Genomic DNA, 23,997 nt, shown 5'->3' with positions numbered 1-23,997 from the left:
GATGGCAGCGATGTCAGGCTGTCGCTCTAGGGCTGAGCAGGCCGCACAGGTAGCGCGGATTTGAGATTGGCGGAATTGGGTTGGTAGGCACGGCCGTTGTTCGGACTAGCCAAAGCTTTGATGAGCGTTGTCTCAGCAACGCGGTACTGGCTGTCCTTGGCGGTACCGAGATCCTCGAGCTTGAGGGATTTGATCTCCTCTTCGCTCATCTGCACCGACACATCGGGTTTGATCCCGTTTTTGTGAATGTCAGTCCCCTTCGGGGTTAGGTACTTGGCAATGGTGACCGTCATCCCCGACCCATCGGCCAAGCCGCGAACGGATTGAACGAGACCTTTGCCGAACGTCTTGTTGCCGACCAACTGAGCACGCTGATTGTCTTGAAGGGCGCCGGAGAGAATTTCGCTAGCGCTGGCGGAACCCTCATTCACGAGAACAACCACCGGACGTTGGGTCAGAGCACTGCCGGTCGCGCGGCGCACGTCCTGAATGCCTTCTCGCGTCTTCGTACTCACGATCGTGCCTTCATCGATCCACTGACGGGCGATGTCGACGCTGGCCTCGAGAAGCCCACCGGGGTTGCTGCGCAGATCCAGCACGTATCCCTCAGCACCCTCCGCTTCGAGTTTGCGGATAGCAGCCCGCATCTCCTTGGCGGCATTGGCATTGAACTGCTTCAGGCGGATGTAACCGATTTTCTTGCCGTTGGGAGCCGTGTTGAGCTGACTGTTGACTGAGTGGATCTCAATTCGAGCGCGTACCAGTGGCACCTGCACCACCTGGCCCTTGCGACGTAAACCCAGCACAACCTCGCTGCCCTCTTTACCGCGGATGAGCTTCACCGCGTCTTCGGTGGTCATCCCCTTGGTGGATTTGCCATCGATGGAAACGATCACGTCCTTGGGCTGCACCCCTGCCTTCGAAGCCGGAGTCCCTTCGATCGGTGAGACAACAACGATCTCTTTTGATTCTTTATCCAGGGAGATCTGAATACCTACACCAGTCAATTCACCAGAGGTATCGATCTGCATCTCCTTGAATTCTTTCGGATCAAGGAAGCGCGTGTAGGGATCATCAAGGCTTGCCAACATGCCCCGAATCGCCTCATATGATTCAGCGGTGCCGGCATAGGGCTTGGCGAGCAGCTCACGCCGCAGAGACTGCCAACGTTCTGAATCGTATTTGCCCGTGGAGTCAAGGTAATCGCGGTAGACGATCTGCCAAACCTGATCGATCACTTCCTTGGGGCTATCGGTGATCGAAGAGGAGCCACTGCTGGGGAGACCCAACCCAGGTGCTGCCATCGCCACAGCAGCAGACAAGCCCCCAGCGCCAAGCAAAACCAGCCAGGTGCTTCGCCGCGAAGGAGCTGATGGAGGCTTGGGGATTGAGGGCATGACGTCCCGTCAGGACTGATCCTTCACCCTAACGACTTCAGGCCGGTTCCACCCACCGGCCATCGTCTTTGATCAACTGAATCAGTGCCTCCACCCCTTCGGATTCCGGCACCTTGCGGATCTCCTCGCGTCCTCGATACAGGGAGATCACGCCAGGGGTCTTACCCACATAACCGTAGTCAGCATCAGCCATCTCACCAGGTCCGTTGACGATGCAGCCCATCACAGCAATATCCAATCCCGTGAGATGGGAGGTCGCCGACCGAACCTGATGGAGAACCTCTTCAAGATTAAACAAAGTGCGACCGCAGCTCGGGCAGGCCACGTACTCGACCATGGTCTTGCGCAAACCAAGGGCCTGAAGGATTGAGAAGCACACAGGGATCTCCTTCTCAGGCGCCTCAGTGAGCGACACACGGATCGTGTCGCCTAAACCCTCTGCCAGCAGCGTGGCGATTCCTGCTGTGCTCTTGACACGCCCATAGTCGCCATCACCGGCTTCCGTCACTCCCAGATGAAGGGGGTAGTTGAAGCCTTCGGCATCGAGGGTATCGGCCATCAGTCGATAGGCAGCAAGCATCACAGGCGCCCGCGAAGCCTTCATGGAAATCACGATGTTGTGAAAATCAAGCGCATCACAGAGGCGCACAAATTCCATCGCCGACTCCACCATCCCCCTCGGTGTATCGCCATAGGTGAAGAGCATCCGCTCAGCGAGTGAGCCATGGTTCACTCCAATACGCAGCGCCTTGTTCTCAGCCTTCAGAGCTTCAACAAGCGGAGCGAAGGAGTCCTTGATCCGTTCACCAATCGCCTCAAACTCTTCCTGAGTGAATTCCTGCCGACTGGGGTCGGGCTTATCGAAAACAAACAGGCCTGGATTAATGCGAACCTTATCCACATGCTTGACCACCTCAAGGGCGATCCGAATGCCGTTGTGGTGAACATCAGCCACCAACGGAACGGTGCAGCCCTGACCACGCAGTGCAGCACGGATCTCAGCCATGGCCTTGGCATGGGCCATGGAAGGAGTGGTCACACGCACGATCTCGCATCCCGCGTCTGCCAGGCGTCGGATGCCGGCCACAGCTGCCTCGATGTCGAGGGTGTCCTCATTGATCATCGACTGCACCACGACAGGGTGGTCGCTGCCAATCGGCACATCACCCACCATGACGGTGCGTGTTACCCGCCGATGAATCTGAGTGTCGTAACGACGTGATTGGTCGTTGATGGGAGTCACGGTCGTGGCGGTCAAGGGAGCGGAGCGCCGGAAGCGGCATCACCCTGACACAGCCGAGCCCTGACCTGACGCAGATCAGACAGCGTGAGCGCGAATGGCCCTCCAGGATCACGGGAGGGATTGCGCAGGAGATAGGAGGGATGAAACAGAGGCATCCATCGCCGACCATCCCGTTCAATCCATCGACCCCTCAGTCCACTGATCGGATCGCGCAGGTCGAGGACCGCAGCGAGAGCAGTGGCCCCCAACAGGCAAACCACGGAGGGATTCACCAGGGTGATCTGTTGCTCAAGCCAAGGTCGACAGGCCTCCAGTTCGCCACGCTTTGGCTTGCGGTTACCTGGCGGGCGACATTTGAGCGCATTGCACACATAGAGATCCCGCTCTGGATCCAAGCCAGCTTCGATGAGGAGCTGATCGAGCAATCGTCCAGAACGTCCAACAAAGGGGCGTCCTTGCTGATCCTCCGTTGCTCCAGGAGCTTCACCAATCAACATCAACGAGGCCGTGGATGCGCCACGACTGACCACCACCCTGTTGCGGCTACCGGAGAGCTCACAAGCCGTGCAAGAGCTGCAGGCATGGGCAAGGGCTGCGGCAGCCAATTCGATCCGATCGGTGGCTTTTGCGGATCCCCAGGCCAACACACACCCTGCTGCCGACGTGATCCTATGGACCGCAGCGACTCATGGGGTACGCACGAGCAACAACACCCCATGGCCTTCAGGATCCTCCAGCCAGCATTCCGCCCCGAAGGATTCCAGACGAGGCTCCTCTCGGATGAATGCACCGAGCTGACAGGCGTCAGCAATCCATCGCTGTAGGGCAGCAAAAGCCTGATGAGGGCTCACCTCAGTGCGCTGAAGACAGGGAGCCAACGCCTGACCAGGGACCGGGCACGATCGTTGTCTAGAGGGTCGATAGATCTGAAGCAGCCCTCCATCGGGCAGATCCACCAACCAATGGGTGGCAGCAAGACCGGGGCGATGGGCGGTCTGAAACAAGGAGGCATAAAACGCCGCGAGGGCCTTCGGCTCTTTGGCAGCCAGAACCCAACTGAGCGAAGGATGAGAGCTCGCTGAACCTGACGTCATAAAAAAAGGTTGTCTGGAACACCAGATCAGGCAGGATGGATTTTTCCAGCGCACCCGGTGGGGGAGTGCCGCGTTGATGTCACGCCCGTCAGTTTTGTCTCAACGGGCCGTAGCCCTGCAACCCTCGCTGACACTGGCGATCAGTGCCAGGGCCAAAGAACTGCAGGAAGCGGGCCGGGACATCTGCAGTCTCAGCGCTGGCGAGCCGGATTTCGACACGCCCACCTTCATCGTTGAGGCTGCGATCCAAGCGCTGAAGGACGGCTTGACCCGCTATGGACCAGCAGCGGGGGATCCCCTACTTCGGGAGGCCATCGCTCAAAAACTCAGCAACGACAACGGGGTAGCCAGTGAGCCGGCCAATGTGCTGGTCACCAACGGAGGAAAACAAGCGATCTACAACCTGTTCCAGGTGCTGCTCAACCCTGGGGATCAGGTCCTGATCCCGGGGCCCTACTGGCTGAGCTACCCGGAAATCGCTCGCTTAGCAGGGGCCGAACCACGGATTGTTCGTTCCAGTGCCGAAACCGGTTTTCGCCTCGACCTTCAGGCATTGGAGGCGGCGATTACACCGCGCAGTCGCCTTCTGGTGCTCAACACCCCGGGCAATCCAACGGGACGCGTGATGGAGCGAACGGAACTGGAAGCCCTGGCCGAGTTACTCCGCCGCCATCCCGACCTACTGGTGATGAGTGACGAAATTTATGAAGCGCTGCTCGAGGATGGCGAGAGCCATCACAGCCTTGCTGCGGTGGCCCCGGATCTTGCCGAGCGCACGTTCATCGTCAACGGCTTTGCCAAAGGATGGGCCATGACCGGCTGGCGGCTGGGATACCTCGCTGGTCGCAGCGACGTGATCAAAGCCGCGGCGGCACTTCAGAGTCAGAGCACTAGCAACGTGTGCAGCTTCGCGCAACGAGGAGCCCTGGCGGCCCTGGAGGGATCCCGCGACTGCGTCCGAGCCATGGCCTCGACCTACAGCAGCCGGCGGCAATTGCTCTCCTCAGGGCTCCAGGCCATCGAGGGTTTGACCCTGGTAGCGCCCCGCGGCGCTTTTTATGCCTTCCCCCAGCTTCCGGAGGGAGTGGTGGATTCCATGGAATTCTGTCGATTGGCTTTAGACGAGGAAGGGCTGGCCCTGATCCCCGGGGAGGCCTTTGGTGATGGGCGCTGCATTCGCCTGTCTTGCGCGGTCTCGCATGAGACGATCAGCGATGGCCTTCAGCGACTCGAGCGACTGCTGGATCGACTGAGGGACTAATCACCCATCCCAGATTCCTCTGATCCCATGCCAGCACGAGAACGAAGGGCCGTTGTCGTCCTAGGCCTTTTGATCGGCCTGATGACGACGGCCCTTCCGACCATGGCGCAGCAGCTGCTGCGCATCGGGGCCATCCCCGATCAGAACCCTGAAAAACTGAATCGCCTCTACAGCGTTCTGGCCACTCAATTGAGCAATGAGCTCAAAGTCGCCGTTCGCTACGTGCCGGTGAGCAACTACCCCGCATCCGTGAGTGCGTTTCGCAGCGGAAGCCTTGATCTGGTCTGGTTTGGAGGCCTAACAGGCGTACAGGCACGTCTGCAGACTCCAGGTGCCCGCGTGCTGGCGCAACGGGATATCGATGCCAAGTTCCGCAGCGTCTTCATCGCCAACACGGCCAGCGGGCTCAAACCAATTCAAAGCCAAAAGCAACTCACCGAATTACGTGGGAAACGCTTCACATTCGGCTCCGAAAGCTCCACGTCAGGGCGCCTGATGCCCCAGTACTTTCTGCAACAAGCAGGGGTCAGCCCTAGCCAGTTTGCTGGCGGACGGGCTGGATTTAGCAAAAGCCACGATGCCACCATTGCCCTTGTCCAGAGTGGTGCCTACCAGGCTGGTGCCCTCAATTCGCAGGTTTGGAACAGCGCCTTAAAAGAAGGTCGAGTCGACACCAAGAAGGTGCGAGTGATCTGGCAGACCCCTACCTACGTTGACTACCACTGGGTGGTGCGCCCTGGCCTGGATCAGCGCTTCGGGAAAGGTTTCACAAACCGACTACAGAAAGCTCTGCTTAACATCAATAAAAAGAGCGAAAATGGTCGAACCATTCTCGAGCTATTCGCTGCAGACTCCTTTATTCCAGCCAAGGAATCACAGTACGAGTCAATTAAAAAAGTAGGCCGTCAATTGGGCAAGATTCGGTGAGTATCACGCTGGAACTTCGTTCCGTCGGTGTCATCGGGAGAGAGGCGCCCCGCTTAACGGGGGTCTCTCTCTCCCTCCAGCCCGGCGAGCGGGTCGCGCTACTTGGAGCGAGCGGCTCGGGGAAAAGCACACTGATTGCAGTCATCAATGGAAGCCTGAACGCTGATGAAGGACAGGTGATCTGGACAGGATTGCCACCACGGCGGCGACGCCAGCGGCGAGCGATTGGAACGCTCTGGCAGGACCTGCGTCTCGTGGAAGAACTGAATGTCCAACAGAACATCAACGCCGGTGCCCTTGGACAGCGCTCCTTGGGCTGGGCGCTGCTCAATCTTCTGATCCCCCTCGAAACGAATCACTGCCGACGCGTGCTGGAGGCGGCGGGCCTGCCGGCAGACGTTCTCCAGACTCCTGTCACACGACTGTCTGGCGGCCAACGCCAACGGGTAGCGATCGCACGACTTCTGCGCCAACAACCTGAAGTTCTGCTGGCCGACGAACCCTTGGCCAGCCTTGACCCAGCCTTGATCGATGAACTGCTGACGCGGCTCCTACGGCAGACCAGCGCGGAAACCGTTCTGATCAGCCTTCATCGCCCCGATCTGATTCATCGTTTCGATCGGGTCATCGGTCTACGCAAGGGGCAACTGGTGCTCGACCTCAGGCCATCGGACTTGCAGTCCGGCCAGCTGCAGGCCCTCTACAGCTCATGATCCGATTGCGTCCAGCGCCGCCGCTGCTCTGCCTGCTTCCTGCGCTCGCGCTGATTCCTGTGCTGGTCGTAGTGCTGCCGGCCATCCACAGCGGTGGACTGGGAATTTGGCTGGACTGCCTGTTGGGAGCCTTGCAGCCAAGCCTGGATCCAGTGGTCCTGCAGGCGATGGTTCGCGCCTTGCAGGTGACGTTGGCCACAGCGCTTGCAGCTTGGGGCCTTAGCGGTCTCAGCGGAGCTCTACTGGCTCTACTCAGCGCTGATGTGTTCTGGCTCAGTCGTGGCGCCCCCCGCTGGCCCGCCCGGATCCTGCGCAATGCTCTCGCCCTGCCCCGCTCCATCCATGAACTGATCTGGGGTCTGCTGCTCCTGCAGATCTTCGGACTCCACCCATGGGTGGCTGTGCTCGCCATCGCGATTCCCTACAGCGCCCTGGTGGCAAGAGTTTGGCGTGACCAGTTGGACAGCCTTGACCGCAGCTCACTGATCGCCCAACTCCAAACCGGCGCTCAGGCGGACGCCGCGATGATCACGGCCCTCGCGCCCGCGATGACACCAAGCCTTCTGAGCTATGGCGGCTACCGCCTGGAGTGCGCCTTGCGCAGTGCCACGCTGCTCGGGGTGTTCGGCCTGGGGGGCCTTGGCACAGAGCTCCAGCTCAGCCTTCAATCCCTTCGCTTCCATGAGTTCTGGAGTGGTCTTTGGCTGCTGATCGTGTGCAGCGTTGCTCTCGAACAGGGACTGCGGTTCTGGCGGACTCGACCGAAGGAGAGGTTCGGCGCAGCCGAACGTCGTCAACTGCTCCTTCTGGGCCTGTTGCTGATCAGTGCAGTCGTCGGGGGCCTGTGGATGCAGCAACTCTTTCCCGACGATGGAGCTGCGCTCGCATGGCAATGGCCGCCACTACCCGATAGGGACCAGCTTCTGCAAGCCAGCACGGAGCTGGCCTGGGGAAGCTTGATCGTCGATACCCTCAGGCTCACCCTGCTCGCCTCCGGACTGGCCATCGGACTGCCAGCTCTCGTCGAACTTCTTTGGAACAGGGGCGCCGCACCCCATGTGCAGAGTTTGATCTGGAGTGCCCTGCGCTTGCTTCCCCCTCCCCTGACGCTGCTCATGCTGCTGCTGGCGAACCAACCCAGCCTTGCCCTGGCGGCTCTCGCGCTCGGCCTCCAAAACGCTGGGGTGCTTGGCCGTTTGCTCCGGGAGGGGCTCGATCAACAGGATCACCGGCGCCATCAAGCCATGACAGTGGCAGGAGCAGACAGCGCCAGCAGCTGGCTCTATGGCCAGCTAGCCCCGCAAAGTCGCGCGTATCTCGCCTACGGCGCCTATCGCGCAGATGTCATCCTGCGCGAAACCATCGTGGTGGGGCTGGTCGGCGGAACAGGGCTCGGCTGGGCGCTCATTGAATCGCTGAGTTCCTTCCACTGGGCAGCGGTCTGGCTGCTGATCGGCGCCTTCTCCCTTCTCACTTTGACGGGAGAAGCCCTCAGCGACCGCCAACGGCAGCGTTGGCTGCAAAGCTGATCGGGCCTGACACAGCAGGGATGGAGCAACGACCCCGTCAATTGACGGTCATCGGCGATAGCGGTGTCTACGGCTGGGGAGATCGGGAAGGGGGAGGTTGGTGTGAGCGACTGCGTCGCGACTGGATGCAAACCCCATCCGCACCGGTGATCTATCCCCTAGGGGTGCGCGGTGATGGTCTTGAGAAAGTTGCGGAGCGTTGGCAGCGGGAATGGGCTGTCCGCGGCGAGCTGCGACGTCAACAGCCCGAGGGACTGTTGCTCTCCGTCGGCCTGAATGACACCGCCAGGGTGGGTCGAGCCAACGGACGCCCCCAACTCTCCCTTGAGGCCTTCCGCTTCGGCTGCGGTCAACTGCTCAATGGCATGGCATCCAGCACCCAAGTGCTCGTTCTTGGACTCACCGCAGTCGATGAGGGCGTGATGCCGTTCGCCGACTGTCTCTGGTACGGCAACGACTCCGTGGCCTTGTATGAGGCAGCCCTGGAGGAGGCCTGCCTGGAGGCAGACGTGCCCTTTCTGGCTCTACATCAGGCCATGCTTGCGGAGCCGGATTGGCTGCGATGGATCGAACCTGATGGCATCCACCTGAACACCGAGGGGCATCACTGGCTGCATCAGCGGGTGAAACACTGGTCTGCTTTGCTGCGATGGGCGGGGTTGATGGAGCAGGGGCAACTCACACCGACCCTGGCCTGACATCAATCCGGGGCGCAAAAACATCACCCCAAAAGATGAGGTTTCCCAAGGGCAAGGCGATGAGGGTGTCAGCAGCCCCCCACTGGAGCCCTGACGACCGTCATGCCAACCATCGACCAAGACTCTGCGACCAACGCAACCGCCCAGGCCCTACGACTAGCCCGTCGCCAACGCCAGGAGCTAAGGCGCCAATTGCCTGCTTCGATTGGCCGGCGCAACGCCACCGTTCTGGAACATCTGGGGCTGGCCCATCACGCCAGTGCCCACCAATGGAGACGCGGCGGCGGCGAACGCGATGAGTTACTCCAGGAGGCAACGCTTGGACTGATCGCCGCTGTCGATGGCTTCGACAGCAGCCGAGGGCTGAAGATCAGCAGTTATGCGATGAGCCGCGCCCACGGTCAGGTCCTGCACTTCAGGCGCGATCGTCAGGCGACACTCCGCATCCCTTGGCGGCTCCGCGATCTCCACGCCAAGGGCCAACGGATCCAGGAAAACTCACTCAACACCAATGGCTGCTTACTGGATGACCAAACGCTGGCCCGACGCCTCAACGTGACACCGGACCGCTGGCGCCAGGCCGTTGAGGCGGCCTGGCAGCAACCGGTGCTCAGCCTCGATGGTCCAGCTCAGAACTGCGATCCCGATGAAGCTGAACGCGTCAGCAGGCTCGATCGACTCGCAGCCATTGAATTGGAGCAACCAGACCCAGCGTTGGACTGGCTCGGTGAGGCGCTGATGACCATCCCACCAGTCCAGCGCCGCTGGCTACTCGCCTATTACCTGGAGGGCCGTCCCCTTAGGACCCTGGCAGCGAGCGAAGGAGTTCATCCCTCCATGCTGTCTCGGGTGCTGAAAAAGACCCTCGCGCAGCTCAAGACCATGGCTCAAGGCACCAGCGACAGCATGGAAGCCGCACCGATCGCCAACAAAGCGGCTACTGCGGTCTGAATGGCATTGACCAGCTCATTGCTGAGCCACGGCAGGCGCTGCTGAAACAGCGCACCCATCACGCTTTCCAGCAGGGTGGCGAGAACACCGATGCCGCTCACCAAAACCGTGAGCGGCCAGCTATCGAGCAAACCCAGCAACAACAGAATCAGGCTCATCAGAGCGCTACCCACAACGCTGGCAGCGGTCCCTTCCAGGCTGATCGCCCCCTCCGTACCAGCGGGCACCAACCTCCAGGTGGTGATCAACACCGTGGTGCGCCCCCAGCGTTTACCGATTTCGCTGCCGAAGGTGTCCGCCAACTTGGCACAGAAACTGGCCGAGAACCCCACCAGCAGAAGGCCAAAGGGTTGCACGCCGGCTCCAACCATCAGGGCGAGCCAAGCGCCTGTGGATGCCGAACCCCAGACATTGGCGGGTCCCCTCCGACCACCACGGGCCTCCGCAAGACCGGCGGCCTGCTTGCGGGCGAACCCAAGTTTGGTGACCAGGGAACCCAGGGCTAGATAGGCGACAACCGCCAGCCAACCGCGCCAGCCCAGGCATCCCCACAACATTGTTCCTAAGGCAGCGGCATGAACCCATCCGGATCGAGTGAGCAAGGGCAGGCGCTGGGCCATGGCGATCAACAGCCCGTTGATCACCAGAGCCAGCAGCCAGGAGGAGCCATCGGAACTCGGCAGAGGCATCGATCTGTGTTGCACTGCCCTAAGGATCGACCGTCAGGGCCACCGGCCGACGGATAATCGACACACGTCACTGTCCGTTGCTTGGCATGGTGTTCAACAACAAAAGCTTTTTCCTTGATCTGGAGGGCGCGGACGCCAACTCGGAACAGAAGGCCGTCAAGCAGTCGGTCACCGTTGCGCCAGTGAAAGCCGTGACGGTTGCACCCGTCAAAGCGGAACCAAGCAAACCCGATGTTGCCAAGGCCAATGCCAAGGCGACAGCCAAGGCCACCGCAACACCCGCTCCAATCGAGGCGACTGACTCCACGGAGTCCAAGGGTCCCTCCCTCACCACCGCCGAAGCCATCGCGGCCGAACTCGCAGCATCCGCTGCGGCCCGGCCGCCCATGACCGTGGCCACTTACGCCCCGGATGCTCTGCAGCCTGGCAATGGCCTCAGGCCCCAGCGTCGTCGCCCCGGAGCCAACCTTCGCGGCTTTAAGTCAATGGCTGCCTCGCTGTTCAAGAGCTAAGGACCTACGTGCCGGGACTTGGCTGGCGACGCCAGGCGGTCATCAGAGTGGCCGCCGCAATGGCAGCAGTCGAGGTTCTCAAAATCGTGTCGCCGATACTGACAGGGGTCCAGCCCTGTCTGATCGCCTCCTCCTCCTCAGCAGCGCTCCAACCCGCCTCGGGGCCGATGGCCACCCAGACTTCACGCGGTGCCCCGGCATCGCTTGCAGCAGGCAGCTGAAGCAGCCAGTCGTGTAAGTCAACGAGCCCGTCCTGACGGGTTGTTGGGAGCGCGAGTGCCGAATCCGGTGCCTGAGCAGCCCACCACTCGTTCACATCCAGACAAGGGGCAAGCTTCGGGCTCCAAAGTCGCTCGCTCTGCTCCACCGCCTCCTGAAGAATCACCTGCCACCGGTCCGGCCGATCCTCCGCCTGCAGCGTGCGCCACTGGGAACGCAGTGGCTGGATCTGGTCCACTCCCAACTCGGTGGCCATCCGCATCAGGTCATCCATGCCGCGACGGACGCCCACCACGGCGAGTCCGAGTCGTGGTGAAAGAGGCGACATTTGCAGGGAGGGACCGCTGCTGAGTTGAAGCTGCTCACCATCCAGGAGTGAGGCTTGCCATAGGGAGCCCCGTCCATCGACCAACGCAATGGGGTCTCCGGGCCTGAGCCGTAACACCCGACGGAGATAGTGCGCTTCGGAACTGCTGAGCTGCAACGCCCGATCGGGGATCAACCGTTCAGGTGCGATCAGCAGTCGACGCAGTTCCGCCAAGACAATGGATCAGTTGAAGGAAGGGAAGACGCTATCGGGATGCTCTTCCACCGGCCAATCCTCATTTTCACCACCAATCAGCAACTCCTCCAGTTGCACCACATCACTGTCGAGCTGCCGCAGAGCATTGATCAGCACATCGAGGCCGAACGCATCACTCGTCCCCAGATCCACCCAGCAACGTGCCCATTCCTGGTGATATTCCATCTGCCCCATGTTGTGCATCAAGGCCGGCATTGCTGAGGACGCCTCATCGTTGTCGTAGGCCATCCAGCTCAGCTCATCCCCCTCCTCATGCGCCTGAAGAGTCTCGGCATTGAAACCGCCCAGCCTTCCGAGCACATACCAACTATCAAAAATCCCATCGACGTAACTGCGTTCCCCCTGACTAGGCACATCAGCGAAGCGCAACCACAGCCAACAGTTGAAGGGATCGACCTCTCGGAATCGGACGTTCATGGCGGTGCTGTGATCACACCATCATCACCGCCATGCAAGCGATCGACCAAGCTATGGCGAGAATCACATCCAGGACAGGCCGCCCGTCTTCATGTTGGAACTGATTGACGTGCACGTTCAGCCGGCCACAGCAGAGAAGCCGATCCTGAGCGGGATCAACCTGCAGGCGAGCCGAGGGCAACCGCTGCTGATTTCAGGGGCAAGCGGGAGCGGTAAAACAACCTTGCTGGAGGTGATCAGCGGCCTGAGCCGTCCGCAACGGGGTTCGATTTGCTGGCAGGGAGAGCCGCTGACCGCTCGCCAACGGCGATGGATCACCGGAGTGTTGTTCCAGTTCCCCGAAAGGCATTTTCTTGGCCTCAACGTCTCCCAGGAGCTCAAACTCGGCCATCGACGCCTGAGCAGCGACGAACAGAACCGTGTACTCGACCAGGTGGGGCTCCGAGGGGTTGATGGGCGACAGGCACCCGAGCGCCTTAGCGGAGGCCAACAAAGACGTCTGGCGCTGGCTGTGCAGTTGCTACGCCAGCCTGAGGTGCTTCTGCTCGACGAACCAACGGCGGGCCTGGACTGGTCGGTACGGACAGAAGTGCTCGAGTTGCTGCTGGAGCTCTCCCGCGAACGGGTGATGGTGGTGGTCACCCACGAGCCTGCTCTGTTTGCCCCTTGGCAATGTCCCCATTGCCGCCTGCAAGAAGGGAAGCTGCGCACTCTGTCACCATTGGCCCCAGCCGAGTCCTAGCCATGAGCGATCGCCTTGTCCGGGCCACTGCGGCTGGCGGTGGCATTCGGCTGGTGGCGGTGACCACCACCGAGACCACCCAAATAGCAGCCAAGCGCCATGGGCTCTCCTACCTAACCACCGTGATGCTGGGGCGGGCCATGGGGGCCGGATTGTTACTAGCCAGTTCCATGAAAGTGGCCCATGGACGCGTCAATCTGCGCCTGGGCTCCGATGGGCCCATCAAGGGCCTGATGGTGGATGCCGGTCGGGACGGAACTGTGCGCGGATACGTGGGAGAACCAACTCTTGAGCTGGATCCTGTTGCGGATGCGCAAGGGCATTACAGCTTTGATTTCGCCGCAGCCGCAGGCACTGGCTATTTGCATGTGGTGCGCGATGAAGGCAAGGGTGAGCCCTTCAGCAGCACCGTAGAACTGGTGAGAGGAGGGATCGGGGAAGACGTGGCCTCCTATTTGCTCCATTCCGAACAAACGCCCTCCGCTGTATTTGTTGGCGAACGGATCAACCGTGACGGGCTTCAGTGCAGCGGTGCGCTGCTCGTCCAGGTCTTGCCGAAGGCGGCTGAAGAACCTGCTCTGGTGGCACTGCTAGAAGAACGCTGCCGAGAGATCAGCGACTTCAGCGATCGACTCTCAGCCTGCCGCAACAACCTGGAAGATCTGCTGCATGACGTCTTCCCCGATCTAGATCCGCAACCGATTCCTGCAGGCGAACCAAGCCAAGCCATTCACTTTCACTGTCCTTGCAGCCGTCCCCGCAGCCTCGGAGCGCTGAAAATGCTTGGAGCCGATGAACTCAGCAGCATGCTGCAGGAAGACGGCGGCGCTGAACTCACCTGCCATTTCTGCAATGCGGTCTACCAGGTCAATGCGTCTGAGTTGCAGGACTTGATCGCTGAGTTGCAACCAACCGGCTGACGGCCTAGCCCAGCAACAGGGCACCGAGTGCCAGCACCAAGAGGGCGGGCAGCGACTGCAATTGATCCACACTCAAGGGCAGGGAGGCGGCCGAACCAGCGAGGAGTGCCGCAACTAGCCCGCCAGCAAGGACACCAAGCGTTAGAAACAACACACTCCAGCCGACCGAGGCCAAGGGACGACGGCCGCGGCGGATCTGGCTGAGAAACATGCCGATCGTACCCAGGGCAAGGACGAGCTCGACACTGGTGGGGCTGAGCAGCACCAGCACCAGCCCCGCGCCCGCCAGACCTAGTCGAACCCACAAACCCTGACCTTCCACCAGGGAGAGCGTCGGCAACCAGGTCTGGGGAGCCGCAGCGGGGGTGGGGAGCGAAAGCTGACGAATGCGAGACAGCAGGAGCCCTGGCCCTCTTGGCTCAGAGCTGCTGACCGTCTCGAGTTGTTGTTCCCGCTGGGAGGCACTCGCAGCCGCCGAACTGACACGACCGGACTGGCGCTCGCGCAGGCGTTCCATCAGCACGGCGTCGTAAGCGGCTTCAACCTTGGCCCGCTCCTGCAAATCCTCACCGGCTTGAACCAGTGCTTGCTCCCTGGCCTGCTGCACCGCTTCAAAACCGGCGTCCCTCGTGATCTTCAGCCGGGAGAAGGGGTCCGGCGAGGCGGGATCGGAACCGGAATCAATCCCGGAGGCCATGGGCTTGCACATTGCTTCGATGAGCGTATCGAGGCAGCAGCGAAGCCGACGCTTTCACGAAGGAGGACATCAAAACAAAGGCGGGCTGTGGCGATAGCCATGGTCCTGTTCGAAGACCTTCCGGCACACACTCAATTGGTCCGACCCGATCCAGGTTCGGCGTTTGAGCAAGGGGAGTTGGGGGGGCAGGTGATGTCCCTCCAGCATTTCGACGCGTCCCTGCTGCGGGCGACGAAAGCACACATAATCAACGCCCCCATCTGGGCCTGGGCGTTGCAGCCAGATGCTGTCCACAGTGGCGGACTAGAGGAAGAATGGATTCTGGCGAGCCTTTTGAGCAGTCGCGAGCAGCGACTCAGAGGCTGATCGGTTCCACACCACTCACCACAGGAGCCACAGCGCTGAGTTCGAGCTCAGGATGCTCCTCAAGGAGCTGATTGAGATTCCAAGTGTTCTTGAACAGCAGCACTGGCCTTGACCAGGCATCCTGCACCGTTTTGCAATTGAAGATGCGACCAACCCGTTCAAGGGCCGGCCATCCTCCACTCACCCAGCGGGCCACTTGAAAGCCCATGGGTTCGAGACGCGTTTCCACGCCGTACTCGTTCTCAAGGCGGTGTTGCACCACCTCAAGCTGCAGTTGACCGACGGCCGCCAGGATCGGGTCGCGCTTGCTCTGATCGGTGTCATAGAGAATCTGCACCGCCCCCTCCTCGCGGAGCTCATTGACGCCCTTGCGGAAATTTTTGAATGCTGAAGGATTGGGGTTCCGCAACCAGCTGAAGATTTCCGGACTGAAGCAGGGAATGCCCTCGAATTCCACCTTGGTACCGGTGTAAAGCGTGTCACCGATCGCAAACATGCCTGGGTTATTGAGGCCGATCACATCGCCTGGGTAGGCATCATCAACAACTTCACGGTCCTGACCGAACAACTTCTGCGGGCGAGACAGACGAATCGTCTTACCCGTCCGTGCATGGCGCACGGTCATGTCCTTCTCAAAACGGCCGCTGCAAACTCGCACAAAAGCGACACGGTCGCGATGACGGGGGTCCATGTTGGCCTGCAGCTTGAACACGAACCCACTGAATTCAGGCCGGAGGGGATCAACGAGTCCCTCGCTCCCACTCCGTGCCGTGGGCTTCTGAGCCATCTCAAGGAAGGCATCCAGAAAGGGTCTGACCCCGAAATTGGTCATGGCTGAGCCGAAGAACACAGGCGTGAGTTCGCCTGCGTGGACCAGCTCAAAATCGAGATCGGCCCCGGCCGCCTCGAGCAATTCCATTTCCTCTACGGCCTGCTCCAGCAGATCGGCTTCCACCAGTTGCTGAAGCTCCGGATCATCCAGGTGCAGATGACGCTCTTCCGACTGGCGACCGCGTTCAGCACGACTGAACAGCACCACCTCCTTGCTGCGACGGTCGATCACGCCGCGGAACTGCTCACCACTGCCGATCGGCCAATTCACCGCCCAAGGGGTGAGCCCGAGCTCAGCCTCAATCTCATCGAGCAGGGCAAGAGGCTCCCGACCAGGACGATCCATCTTGTTGATGAACGTGAAGATCGGGATCTGGCGCATGCGGCAGACCTCAAAGAGTTTGCGGGTTTGAGGTTCAAGCCCTTTGGCTGCGTCCTCCAGCATCACCGCGTTGTCTGCTGCGGCCAGGGTCCGATAGGTGTCTTCTGAAAAATCCTGGTGGCCGGGAGTGTCGAGCAGGTTGATCGTGTTGGGGCCGTAGTCAAACTGCAAAACAGTTGATGTGATCGAAATCCCCCGCTGTTTCTCGAGTTCCATCCAGTCCGAGGTGACCTTTCGCTGCTCACCCCTGGCTTTGACAGCACCAGCCTGCTGAATGGCACCCCCGTAAAGCAAAAGCTTCTCTGTGAGGGTTGTCTTGCCGGCGTCAGGGTGGGAAATGATCGCAAAGTTGCGGCGGCGATCCACCGCCAAAGCCAGCTCCTCGCTGGCGCCGTCCTGGGAGTCGGTGGCGGGAACCCGTGTCATGGCGCTGACGTTCTCGAGACAGCCTGCCAGCTAACGGGTCCATCGCTGACAACACCAGCACCGATCGAAGGCAAGGCACCACGGATCTCGAGATATCGATCCTCCAGCTCCACCACGTCTAAGCATTGAAGCTCTGCTGCACGGAGCTGCTCCAACACTTCACCAGGGGTGAAGGCAGCGTGAAGTGACGCCAGATAGTCATGACGAAGCACCGAAGGGGCCGCGCCGAGATGCTTTTCACGAAGGGCCAGAGCGCGTTCAGGGCTTGGCGGCCGCCGCAAATCGCGATGCAACACAAGACAACCTGGCCGAGCGAGCCGTTGATGCAGACGCCAAAGCTGACCGGGATCATGGAGGTGATGCAAGAGGCTGTTACTCACGATCAGTGCTGCTCCTGAACGGCCCTCGAGAGCTTTGGGCCTCAGCTCACCGCGAGCCAACGATCCGATACAAAGCGCCTCGTAGCTCAGCCTTGAAGCAACACCCTCACCTGCCGCGACCTGGCGTCGCCGTGCAATCTCCAGCATCGGGTCGGATCCATCGATGCCGATCACATGACACTGGGGCCAGAGCCGGGCCAGTCGCTCTGAAATGTTGCCTGGGCCGCAGCCAAGGTCGAGCACACAATCGCCATCCCGGGGCTGCCACTGATGGGCCTGGCAAAGCCGTTCAATCCCTCGAATCACCTGAAGATCACTGCGATTGAAATCAGCAGCGGCGTAGGCCTCAACCTGCTGGCATTCCTCCATCAATTGAGGCTCGGGTGTGCGTTGCATCACGAGCGGTGCACCTGCAGGGTCTGGGTAGGGAAGGGAATCTCAACCCCCGCGTCCTCAAGGGCGCTGATGAGCCGACGATTGAGGTCATGAAGGCTGTCCTCGAAGTGATCATGATCCTCATGACTGGAGCTGAATTCGAGCACGTGGTCGTAGCTGGAGGCAGCAATGCGCTCCAGGCGAAAGGCCTTGAACTGCAACTGCGAATCCTCAGCCACCACGCTGGCCACCAACGAGGGCAGGCGGTCCAGTTGTTCCGCAGGGGTTCCGTAGGCAATCCCTAGAGCAATTTCCGACAACTGAGCCCGTTCCATCACCTCATCGAGATGAATCAGAAGCCGCTCACGAATGTCGAGATAAGCAGGCCAGCCATGGAGCTCCACCATGGCGAAGACCACCAACTGTGGTGAAGAGTCCGGCGATCGCTCGAGGCTCATGAGCGGTTCCTTGAGCACACTCCAACTCCGCAGCGTTCGCCTTGCCTGATGTAAAACCTCCTCCAGCTGGAAGGGAGACCACTCCCCTTGAAGGTCAAGACGCACCTCAAGGCCCTGCATCGGTGGGCGATCACCTTGCAAGCCACGTCGAGAGAAGTTGATGATCGTCGCTTCATCCACAACTGAGTTGGGAATCGTGACGCGACTTTCCAGGGTCTCCAGCTCTAGGGAACGTAATCCAATCCGAGAAACGAAACCAAGATTCTCCCCCACTCGACAGCACTCACCCACCCGCAGGGGGCGATCAGTTTGAATCGAAAGACCAGCAAATAAATTACTGAGCAACTTGGAAGCGCCAAGACCAATCGCCAGACCTGGCACTGCAGAGAATGCAAGAACTGTGCTGGCAGGGAGTCCCAGGAGAAGCATTAATCGATAGATCAACACAATGGAACGAGAGCTCCGAGAGCCCGACAAAGGGGCATCACGAAATTGCTGATTCTTTGCAGCTGTAACTGCGACCGGCGACCACGAATCCTGGCCAACCATTCCGCACTGCTACGGCCAAGCGCCTCAAACACAAAGAAGACAAAGACACCCGCACTCAGGTACCAGATCACATAAAGGGCATAGGTGATAACAACAAGGGGAAGCCCTGTGAAATTAACAACATCGTCAATGAACACCTCCGTGAATCTTGTAAGAGGGAGGATCGGCAACACAAGCAATACCCGCCTCCAGGCCAAACGATCGCGATGCCAGAGTTGCGTCGGAGTCTCATCAGCAAGTGAATCCCGATACGTCAAGAGCATGAAACGGGCAAGCCAACCCAGCACTGCCAGGTAGAGAACAATGGCGAGCAACGCGCAGATGATCTGAAACAACGTTTGATCACCGATCGGAACTTCAATCAGGCCTCTAACGCTTCTTGGCAAGGAGAGATACCAGCCTGGCGGCACCAGGTAACCAGGCGTGTAGATAAAGTCTTGATAAAAATATGGAGTCGCAAAGGGTTGATCAACAACGGGAAACCCCTTCACCTCCTGATACATTTCTGATATCGAAGCGACCGTCTCCTCAGAAAAGAAAAAGTCCTGTTGATCGGGATCATTATCCAGCTCAGAAGTCAAAGAGATCGCTGTTCCGGGGATGCGCCAAGACTCAGCAGCATTGGTGCGTTTGTCATTCAAACGCTTCATACCCTCAACATCAGGGATATCAATCAATCTCTGGCTATGAGTAAAGACGTAATCGAGAACGTGCTTTAACTGAATCGCCGCCTCATCAGCCATATCGGTTCGCACACTCTCGGGGAATGCGCTGGCATCAAGCGACTTCACCGCCAACTGAAACAGCAATTCGGTATCAGCGATCTGCTCCTGGCGTTGCGCAGGGGACACCGACGGGTCCCGCAGGGCATCGATCCGCCCGAGCTGGTCAGCCCGATGCCCCACCTCGGGCATCACCGCATAAAAATTGAGCAACGTGGCCCTTGGGCTATCACCCACCACCTGATCCAGCACAACATCCGACCAGGAGCTGGCCGCCTGCTCCAGATCCCCATAGAAGGGTTGGTCCTGGATGGAGATCAGGCCTCGAGAGCTGGCTGCTTGCGCAGCAGGAAAAGCAGACCGTTGGGCGGTCACAGCCTGAACAGGCAGGAGCGCCTGGAGGCTCACAAGCAGAACTCCGATGAGAGCTCCAGCCATCAGCCGAGACAACCTGAGACGCATACGCAGCAGCAGCAGCTTCCGAACACGGATGACGTCATGCTGACAGCGACAACGGCAGCAGCGAAGGCAGCGACAGCGACCGGAGCAGCAGCACCGCCTGTGGTGCCTTTCACCACTTGCTGCCCCCATCAGTGGCGTTAGTGTGCATGGACGCCTGCTCCATACCTGTGACCCTCACCCCCAGTCGCCTGGATCCCACAAGCTCCAACAGCACTGACGCCATCGGCGAAGTCGTGACCAAACTCAGCGGTGGTTTCCCATCCACAGCGCCGGCAGCCAACCCTGTCTTTTATCGGACTTACAGCCGTCGTACGCCTGCTGGTCGCGAGAGCTGGAGTGAAGTGGGGGTACGCAACCTCGGTGGGCTCGCAAAACTTGGTCATCTCACCCAGGAGGAAGTCGAGCTCCTGGCGCGAATGCAAGCCGAGAAGAAGGCTTTGCCCTCCGGTCGCTGGCTGTGGATCGGGGGGACCCCCTGGATCGAACAACCGGAAAACTTCTCGGGTGCCTACAACTGCACGTCCACCAATTTGGTGGATTGGGAAGCCTTCGGTCTGATGATGGACCTGGCGATGATGGGCTGCGGAACCGGCGCCATCATCGAGCCTCATCTGATTGATCGCCTGCCGGTGGTGCGCAATCCGATCGAGGTGCTCTCGGTCAGCGATATCGGTCTGACCCCCGCAGGTGAGCGCCAGGAGCACACCAGTCACACCATCAATGGCGACCACGTCACCATCAAGGTGGGTGACACCCGCCGAGGCTGGGTGGATAGCTATCAGCTTTTGCTCGAACTGAGCAGTGATGAACGCTTTGCTGGTCGCACAGTTCAGGTCGACGTTGATCTCTCCGATGTTCGTCCTGTCGGTGAAACGCTGAAAGGGTTTGGAGGGATGGCCAATCCCGTCAAACTCAAAGACCTTTATGCACGGGTGGCCAGGCTGCTTGGCAAAGCCGTCGGTCGCAGACTCACGTCAGTGGAATGTTGCCTGCTGATTGATGAGGCAGCGGTGACCATCGTGGCTGGGAACATCCGTCGCAGCGCGGGCATGCGTCAGTTCGCGGCTAACGACCTTGCTGCCGCGGGCGCTAAAGACAATCTTTGGCAACAGGACGCTGATGGCAACTGGCGCATCGACCCCGAGCGTGATGCCCTGCGCATGGCCAACCACACCCGCGTTTATCACACCCGTCCCAGTCGTGAGGTGCTGCTGGAGGCTGTGACCAAGCAATTCCACAGTGGTGAGGGAGCCATTCAATTCGCGCCTGAAGCGATTGCCCGATCCAATGCAGATCTGCTGAGCACGCCAGAACTGCGCAAGGAATTCATCGAGGTGTACTGCGACCAAGGGCGCGAAGAAGCCGGTCGCTGGTTAAGCCTCAACCATGGTCCGATCGCCGCCGATGAACTGGAGCATCGACTGGGTCGCTACGGCCTCAACCCTTGTGGTGAAATTCTTGGCGCCGACTTCCACTGCAATCTCGCCGAAATCCATCTGAATCAGATCGATCCAAGCGACGACGAAGGCCAGCGCGATGCGTTCCGCGCCGCAGCTCTGTCGGTGGCCTGCCTGCTCAATCATCGCTTCGAGGTTGAGCGGTATCGCCAGAGCCGTGCCTGGGATCCAATTGTCGGCGTGAGCTTCACTGGCCTATTTGACTTCTTCGTTCACGCCTTCGGCACCCCCTGGCTGACCTGGTGGGAAGCTGGTCGCCCCGACACCGAAGAAGGCAAAGCCTTCAAGCAACAGGAAGCAGCATTCCTGAGTCGCTGGAAAGCCATCGTCAACGAAACGGTGTGGGACTACTGCGACCGTCATGGCCTACGCCGGCCGAACCGTTGCACCACCGTGCAACCCGCAGGCACCAAGAGCCTGCTCACCGGGGCAGCACCTGGCTGGCATCCACCCAAAGCCCAACGTTTCATTCGCCGGATTACCTTCCGGAAAAACGACCCTGTGGCAATGGCTTGCATGGATTACGGCTACACCGTCGTGCCATCTCAATCCGACAAGGACGAACAAGGTCGACTTCTCGATGATCCTTTTGATCCACGTTGCACCGAATGGCTGGTGGAGATCCCTACGGAAGTGAGCTGGGCCAATCTGCCTGGAGCCGATGCCGTTGACATCAACGCCTTCTCGGCGATGGCCCAGTTTGACTTCTACATGCAGGTGCAAACCCACTACACCGCCCACAACACCTCGGCGACGATCGAATTCCGTGAGCATGAGATCGAACCTCTCACTGACGCCCTCCACCAAACGATCCAAGCAGGAGATGGCTACATCTCTGCGGCACTGCTCGCCCGCTTCGATGCCAATGCCACCTTCCCTCGATTGCCCTTCGAGCCGATCGATGCGGCGACCTACGAACGGATGCAGGCCGAGGTGATCGAGCGTCGAGTTTCCAGCGACTTCTTTGAAGCTCTCCAGCGCTATGACAGTGGCGAGCTCACTGAAGCTGGCCCGGCTGGCTGCGATTCCGACAAATGCCTGCTGCCGCTGGCGAAGCCCAAGGACTGAGCTCCTCGGGGCCGACGCTTAAAATAATGGCCTGCTTGCGAGCGCGAGCAGGCACCTGGAGAGGTGGTCGAGTGGTTTATGGCTCTGGTCTTGAAAACCAGCGAGGTGCGAGCCTCCGTGGGTTCGAATCCCACCCTCTCCGTTTCATCCCAGCAACATGAAGCTTGGGATCACCTGATCAATAGAGAAGGAAACCTGGGCCAAACCCCTCATCGTACCAAAGCCCCGCATCATCATCCACTTGCCACTGGTCTCCAGACGTGGGTCCTGAGCTCGGTTGACTGCCATCCAGACACCCTTCTGGAGTGGTGAAGCCTGAGCTGAAGGCCTCGCAGTTCAAACCATTGTCCTGAGCTCTGGCGATACCCGAAAGAGCGCTGAAGCAGAGCATCAGCAAAAGCCAGAAACAATGACGCACAGCACAGGAGCACAACCGCTCCAAGGCTAGAGGGGTTCAGATCGCGGGCGAATCCTTGTCACACCGCGGGCTTCTGAGCAATGACGACAAAGACCCCAGAGGCCAGCCCAAATTGCGGAGATGACGAATGAGCCCTCGGGACGCGGTGAAGTAATCCTTGCTGTAAGTGGCGCAGAATCCGATTTCCCCGAGGGTGAGCAACAGCAGTCGATGCTCCCGCTGCGTTCCCTCCCGCTCAGCGAGAACCGTAAAGCCACGCCTCTCGAGATCAGCCTGCAACCGGCTATTGAAATCAAGCGAAAAACCGACCTGAAGCACGTGATCGACTTCGCGATAGGCGGTGTAAACCCTTGCACCGCGGTTCTCCTCGAGATATTGGTAGCGCTCGGTGACAGCGATCACCGCATCCATCACAGGAGCGCGCAGAGCCTCTTCCATCACTGACAGGGCACTCGCGTTCATGCGCTGATCCCCCCGCCTGCAGCAAGCCGCTCCTCGCAGGCCAACTCGTAACTACGAATCGCCCCAGTGGGAATGGCTCCGTTGCTTTTGAGCTGGCGGATCGAGAGCTCGACGCACTGCAGCACGACACTGGTGAGTTCCCTGCCCTCGCATTGCGCCCAACTGCGCAACAAGACATGGAGGCTGGGAGGCACGGAGACCGTGAGCTTCACCTGGTTTTCCCGGGGGACGGCCTTCATGCGAGGGGAGCCAACAACACAAAACTAACCCATAAGCAACCGGGAAGCAACTTGAGGGATACCCCACAGATACTTCAGGGCGACTCGAGAACGAATTGATGTCCCAACAAAGGCGCAAGAAAGCGAGAGCTGGCACGTCTGCCCCAACGCAAGGGATCCAACGAAACACCCTGTTGCGACGGCGAGCTTCAGAGTCTCAGCAACAGGCAAAGATTGTTGGCAGGAAGGGGGCGCACCTCCTCCAGGGCGAAACCAGAGTCGCCCGCGAGTTGCTCCACAGCTTCTAGATCACGAACTCCCCAGAGTGGATTCCTCTCCCGCAGAGACCGATCAAAGGCTGCGTTGCTGTCGCTGGTGTGTCCGCCATGACGGCGGAAGGGGCCATAAACAATCAACGACCCTCCCACCGGCAGCAAGCGAGACGCGCCCGCCAGGAGCGCCATCGCACAGTCCCAGGGAGCAATGTGCAAAAGGTTGATCACCACCACCGCCTGGAGATCCAGTGCGACGTCCGCTGGAAGCGGCCAGGGCCACTGGCGCACATCGAGTCGAAGCGGCTCCGGCATCGAGGCCTGGAGACCGGCATGGGCCCTCCAGGCCCTGATGCTCTCGAGATGCAGGGGGTCGGGATCACTTGCCTGCCAACGAAGGCCAGGAAAGCGGGTCTGAAAACTGACCGCATGCTCCCCACTTCCGCTGGCCAGCTCCAGGACAGACCCCTCTGCCGGCAACCATCCATCCAGGGTGCTGGCAATCGGCTCGCGGTTGCGCTCCGTAGCCGGGAAATAAAGCCTCGAGTCCTGCATCAGC

At 60.0% G+C, this 23,997-nt stretch carries 25 protein-coding genes and 1 tRNA gene; 11 read left to right on the top strand and 15 right to left on the bottom strand.

The genetic code is table 11. From position 1 onward, the window contains the following. Positions 1-26: 26 nt before the first annotated feature. The 4 genes from H0O21_RS09750 to H0O21_RS09735 form a co-directional block, all read right to left on the bottom strand. Positions 27-1,397, bottom strand: coding sequence for a S41 family peptidase (locus tag H0O21_RS09750; RefSeq protein WP_185189541.1), 1,371 nt, complete (start codon positions 1,395-1,397; stop codon positions 27-29). A gap of 37 nt (positions 1,398-1,434) precedes the next feature. Beyond that, positions 1,435-2,631: a (E)-4-hydroxy-3-methylbut-2-enyl-diphosphate synthase gene (gene ispG, locus H0O21_RS09745; protein ID WP_185190972.1), complete on the bottom strand. Its 1,197-nt coding sequence runs from the start codon at positions 2,629-2,631 to the stop codon at positions 1,435-1,437. A 20-nt stretch (positions 2,632-2,651) separates the two neighbouring features. Next, positions 2,652-3,251: a uracil-DNA glycosylase gene (locus H0O21_RS09740; RefSeq protein ID WP_370523111.1), complete on the bottom strand. Its 600-nt coding sequence runs from the start codon at positions 3,249-3,251 to the stop codon at positions 2,652-2,654. A 75-nt stretch (positions 3,252-3,326) separates the two neighbouring features. Beyond that, the gene (locus H0O21_RS09735; RefSeq protein WP_185189540.1) at positions 3,327-3,734 is read right to left on the bottom strand and encodes a VOC family protein; all 408 of its coding nucleotides are present in this window, start codon (positions 3,732-3,734) and stop codon (positions 3,327-3,329) included. A gap of 76 nt (positions 3,735-3,810) precedes the next feature. Here H0O21_RS09735 and H0O21_RS09730 point away from each other — a divergent pair, with 76 nt between their 5' ends. The 6 genes from H0O21_RS09730 (at position 3,811) to H0O21_RS09705 (ending at position 9,813) form a co-directional block, all read left to right on the top strand. After that, positions 3,811-4,995, top strand: coding sequence for a pyridoxal phosphate-dependent aminotransferase (locus H0O21_RS09730; RefSeq protein ID WP_185189539.1), 1,185 nt, complete (start codon positions 3,811-3,813; stop codon positions 4,993-4,995). A 27-nt stretch (positions 4,996-5,022) separates the two neighbouring features. Then, entirely contained in the window at positions 5,023-5,922 is a 900-nt protein-coding gene (locus tag H0O21_RS09725) for a putative selenate ABC transporter substrate-binding protein (protein ID WP_185189538.1), read from the top strand. Further along, entirely contained in the window at positions 5,919-6,635 is a 717-nt protein-coding gene (locus tag H0O21_RS09720) for a phosphonate ABC transporter ATP-binding protein (protein WP_185189537.1), read from the top strand. The genes H0O21_RS09725 and H0O21_RS09720 overlap by 4 nt, the downstream gene beginning before the upstream one ends. Continuing rightward, positions 6,632-8,164: a phosphonate ABC transporter gene (locus H0O21_RS09715; RefSeq protein WP_185189536.1), complete on the top strand. Its 1,533-nt coding sequence runs from the start codon at positions 6,632-6,634 to the stop codon at positions 8,162-8,164. The genes H0O21_RS09720 and H0O21_RS09715 overlap by 4 nt, the downstream gene beginning before the upstream one ends. A 20-nt stretch (positions 8,165-8,184) precedes the next feature. Next, entirely contained in the window at positions 8,185-8,862 is a 678-nt protein-coding gene (locus H0O21_RS09710) for a GDSL-type esterase/lipase family protein (protein ID WP_185189535.1), read from the top strand. 102 nt (positions 8,863-8,964) lie between these two features. Next, on the top strand, positions 8,965-9,813 hold the full coding sequence (locus H0O21_RS09705; RefSeq protein ID WP_185189534.1) for a sigma-70 family RNA polymerase sigma factor: 849 nt from the start codon (positions 8,965-8,967) through the stop codon (positions 9,811-9,813). Here the strand turns inward: H0O21_RS09705 and H0O21_RS09700 are convergent. Next, positions 9,750-10,502, bottom strand: a complete 753-nt coding sequence (locus tag H0O21_RS09700; RefSeq protein ID WP_185189533.1) for a DUF92 domain-containing protein — start codon at positions 10,500-10,502, stop codon at positions 9,750-9,752. The genes H0O21_RS09705 and H0O21_RS09700 overlap by 64 nt on opposite strands. An 86-nt stretch (positions 10,503-10,588) precedes the next feature. Here H0O21_RS09700 and H0O21_RS09695 point away from each other — a divergent pair, with 86 nt between their 5' ends. After that, on the top strand, positions 10,589-11,014 hold the full coding sequence (locus H0O21_RS09695; protein ID WP_185189532.1) for a hypothetical protein: 426 nt from the start codon (positions 10,589-10,591) through the stop codon (positions 11,012-11,014). Between the two features lie 4 nt (positions 11,015-11,018). Here the strand turns inward: H0O21_RS09695 and H0O21_RS09690 are convergent, their stop codons facing one another. Both H0O21_RS09690 and H0O21_RS09685 read right to left on the bottom strand, forming a co-directional pair. Next, positions 11,019-11,774, bottom strand: a complete 756-nt coding sequence (locus H0O21_RS09690; RefSeq protein WP_185189531.1) for a 16S rRNA (uracil(1498)-N(3))-methyltransferase — start codon at positions 11,772-11,774, stop codon at positions 11,019-11,021. Positions 11,775-11,783: 9 nt separating this feature from the next. Then, positions 11,784-12,233, bottom strand: a complete 450-nt coding sequence (locus tag H0O21_RS09685; protein WP_131457399.1) for a DUF3531 family protein — start codon at positions 12,231-12,233, stop codon at positions 11,784-11,786. 91 nt (positions 12,234-12,324) lie between these two features. On the opposite strand from H0O21_RS09685, the gene H0O21_RS09680 reads away from it, so the two are divergent. Beyond that, the gene (locus H0O21_RS09680; protein WP_131457397.1) at positions 12,325-12,975 is read left to right on the top strand and encodes an ABC transporter ATP-binding protein; all 651 of its coding nucleotides are present in this window, start codon (positions 12,325-12,327) and stop codon (positions 12,973-12,975) included. Between the two features lie 2 nt (positions 12,976-12,977). Further along, positions 12,978-13,895: an Hsp33 family molecular chaperone HslO gene (hslO, locus tag H0O21_RS09675; RefSeq protein WP_131457395.1), complete on the top strand. Its 918-nt coding sequence runs from the start codon at positions 12,978-12,980 to the stop codon at positions 13,893-13,895. A 4-nt stretch (positions 13,896-13,899) separates the two neighbouring features. Here hslO and H0O21_RS09670 read toward each other — a convergent pair whose 3' ends face one another. The 5 genes from H0O21_RS09670 to H0O21_RS13440 all read right to left on the bottom strand — a co-directional run bounded on the left by H0O21_RS09670 (position 13,900) and on the right by H0O21_RS13440 (position 19,519). Continuing rightward, the gene (locus H0O21_RS09670; protein ID WP_185189530.1) at positions 13,900-14,592 is read right to left on the bottom strand and encodes a CPP1-like family protein; all 693 of its coding nucleotides are present in this window, start codon (positions 14,590-14,592) and stop codon (positions 13,900-13,902) included. 355 nt (positions 14,593-14,947) lie between these two features. Further along, on the bottom strand, positions 14,948-16,597 hold the full coding sequence (locus H0O21_RS09665; protein WP_185189529.1) for a peptide chain release factor 3: 1,650 nt from the start codon (positions 16,595-16,597) through the stop codon (positions 14,948-14,950). After that, positions 16,594-17,373, bottom strand: coding sequence for a class I SAM-dependent methyltransferase (locus H0O21_RS09660; protein ID WP_185189528.1), 780 nt, complete (start codon positions 17,371-17,373; stop codon positions 16,594-16,596). The genes H0O21_RS09665 and H0O21_RS09660 overlap by 4 nt, the downstream gene beginning before the upstream one ends. Beyond that, positions 17,373-18,239 carry a mechanosensitive ion channel family protein gene (locus H0O21_RS13445; RefSeq protein ID WP_255440974.1) on the bottom strand — a complete coding sequence of 289 codons (867 nt, stop codon included), beginning with the start codon at positions 18,237-18,239 and terminating at the stop codon, positions 17,373-17,375. The genes H0O21_RS09660 and H0O21_RS13445 overlap by 1 nt, the downstream gene beginning before the upstream one ends. A gap of 11 nt (positions 18,240-18,250) precedes the next feature. After that, complete coding sequence (locus H0O21_RS13440; RefSeq protein WP_255440973.1) at positions 18,251-19,519, bottom strand: hypothetical protein; 1,269 nt, start codon at positions 19,517-19,519, stop codon at positions 18,251-18,253. Positions 19,520-19,710: 191 nt separating this feature from the next. On the opposite strand from H0O21_RS13440, the gene nrdJ reads away from it, so the two are divergent. Together nrdJ and H0O21_RS09645 are read left to right on the top strand one after the other, a co-directional pair. Then, on the top strand, positions 19,711-22,068 hold the full coding sequence (nrdJ, locus tag H0O21_RS09650) for a ribonucleoside-triphosphate reductase, adenosylcobalamin-dependent (protein WP_185189527.1): 2,358 nt from the start codon (positions 19,711-19,713) through the stop codon (positions 22,066-22,068). A 57-nt stretch (positions 22,069-22,125) separates the two neighbouring features. Next, positions 22,126-22,210, top strand: a tRNA-Ser gene (locus H0O21_RS09645). Between the two features lie 312 nt (positions 22,211-22,522). On the opposite strand, the gene H0O21_RS09640 is transcribed toward H0O21_RS09645, so the two are convergent. The 3 genes from H0O21_RS09640 to H0O21_RS09630 all read right to left on the bottom strand — a co-directional run bounded on the left by H0O21_RS09640 (position 22,523) and on the right by H0O21_RS09630 (position 23,993). Beyond that, positions 22,523-22,948, bottom strand: a complete 426-nt coding sequence (locus tag H0O21_RS09640; RefSeq protein WP_185189526.1) for a hypothetical protein — start codon at positions 22,946-22,948, stop codon at positions 22,523-22,525. After that, positions 22,945-23,187 (bottom strand): hypothetical protein, encoded by a 243-nt coding sequence (locus H0O21_RS09635; protein WP_131457382.1) that lies wholly within the window; start codon positions 23,185-23,187, stop codon positions 22,945-22,947. Before H0O21_RS09635 ends, H0O21_RS09640 begins: the two co-directional genes overlap by 4 nt. 188 nt (positions 23,188-23,375) lie before the next feature. Continuing rightward, the gene (locus tag H0O21_RS09630) at positions 23,376-23,993 is read right to left on the bottom strand and encodes a DUF938 domain-containing protein (RefSeq protein WP_185189525.1); all 618 of its coding nucleotides are present in this window, start codon (positions 23,991-23,993) and stop codon (positions 23,376-23,378) included. Positions 23,994-23,997 lie beyond the last annotated feature (4 nt).

This window comes from Synechococcus sp. HK01-R (genome assembly GCF_014217855.1).
In the GTDB taxonomy this organism is placed as follows: domain Bacteria; phylum Cyanobacteriota; class Cyanobacteriia; order PCC-6307; family Cyanobiaceae; genus Synechococcus_C.
Note: the sequence above shows the minus strand (reverse complement) of the source record. Positions and strands in the feature narration are given on the sequence as shown.

Bases quoted from the DNA above. Each gene is read 5' to 3' on its own strand.
- H0O21_RS09750 (WP_185189541.1), bottom strand. From the start codon at position 1,397: ATGCCCTCAATCCCCAAGCCTCCATCAGCTCCTTCGCGGCGAAGCACC.
- H0O21_RS09735 (WP_185189540.1), bottom strand. From the start codon at position 3,734: ATGACGTCAGGTTCAGCGAGCTCTCATCCTTCGCTCAGTTGGGTTCTG.
- H0O21_RS09730 (WP_185189539.1), top strand. From the start codon at position 3,811: ATGTCACGCCCGTCAGTTTTGTCTCAACGGGCCGTAGCCCTGCAACCC.
- H0O21_RS09725 (WP_185189538.1), top strand. From the start codon at position 5,023: ATGCCAGCACGAGAACGAAGGGCCGTTGTCGTCCTAGGCCTTTTGATC.
- H0O21_RS09715 (WP_185189536.1), top strand. From the start codon at position 6,632: ATGATCCGATTGCGTCCAGCGCCGCCGCTGCTCTGCCTGCTTCCTGCG.
- H0O21_RS09710 (WP_185189535.1), top strand. From the start codon at position 8,185: ATGGAGCAACGACCCCGTCAATTGACGGTCATCGGCGATAGCGGTGTC.
- H0O21_RS09705 (WP_185189534.1), top strand. From the start codon at position 8,965: ATGCCAACCATCGACCAAGACTCTGCGACCAACGCAACCGCCCAGGCC.
- H0O21_RS09700 (WP_185189533.1), bottom strand. From the start codon at position 10,502: ATGCCTCTGCCGAGTTCCGATGGCTCCTCCTGGCTGCTGGCTCTGGTG.
- H0O21_RS09695 (WP_185189532.1), top strand. From the start codon at position 10,589: ATGGTGTTCAACAACAAAAGCTTTTTCCTTGATCTGGAGGGCGCGGAC.
- H0O21_RS09685 (WP_131457399.1), bottom strand. From the start codon at position 12,233: ATGAACGTCCGATTCCGAGAGGTCGATCCCTTCAACTGTTGGCTGTGG.
- H0O21_RS09680 (WP_131457397.1), top strand. From the start codon at position 12,325: ATGTTGGAACTGATTGACGTGCACGTTCAGCCGGCCACAGCAGAGAAG.
- hslO (WP_131457395.1), top strand. From the start codon at position 12,978: ATGAGCGATCGCCTTGTCCGGGCCACTGCGGCTGGCGGTGGCATTCGG.
- H0O21_RS09670 (WP_185189530.1), bottom strand. From the start codon at position 14,592: ATGGCCTCCGGGATTGATTCCGGTTCCGATCCCGCCTCGCCGGACCCC.
- H0O21_RS09665 (WP_185189529.1), bottom strand. From the start codon at position 16,597: ATGACACGGGTTCCCGCCACCGACTCCCAGGACGGCGCCAGCGAGGAG.
- H0O21_RS09660 (WP_185189528.1), bottom strand. From the start codon at position 17,373: ATGCAACGCACACCCGAGCCTCAATTGATGGAGGAATGCCAGCAGGTT.
- H0O21_RS13445 (WP_255440974.1), bottom strand. From the start codon at position 18,239: ATGCTTCTCCTGGGACTCCCTGCCAGCACAGTTCTTGCATTCTCTGCA.
- H0O21_RS13440 (WP_255440973.1), bottom strand. From the start codon at position 19,519: ATGGCTGGAGCTCTCATCGGAGTTCTGCTTGTGAGCCTCCAGGCGCTC.
- H0O21_RS09640 (WP_185189526.1), bottom strand. From the start codon at position 22,948: ATGAACGCGAGTGCCCTGTCAGTGATGGAAGAGGCTCTGCGCGCTCCT.
- H0O21_RS09635 (WP_131457382.1), bottom strand. From the start codon at position 23,187: ATGAAGGCCGTCCCCCGGGAAAACCAGGTGAAGCTCACGGTCTCCGTG.
- H0O21_RS09630 (WP_185189525.1), bottom strand. From the start codon at position 23,993: ATGCAGGACTCGAGGCTTTATTTCCCGGCTACGGAGCGCAACCGCGAG.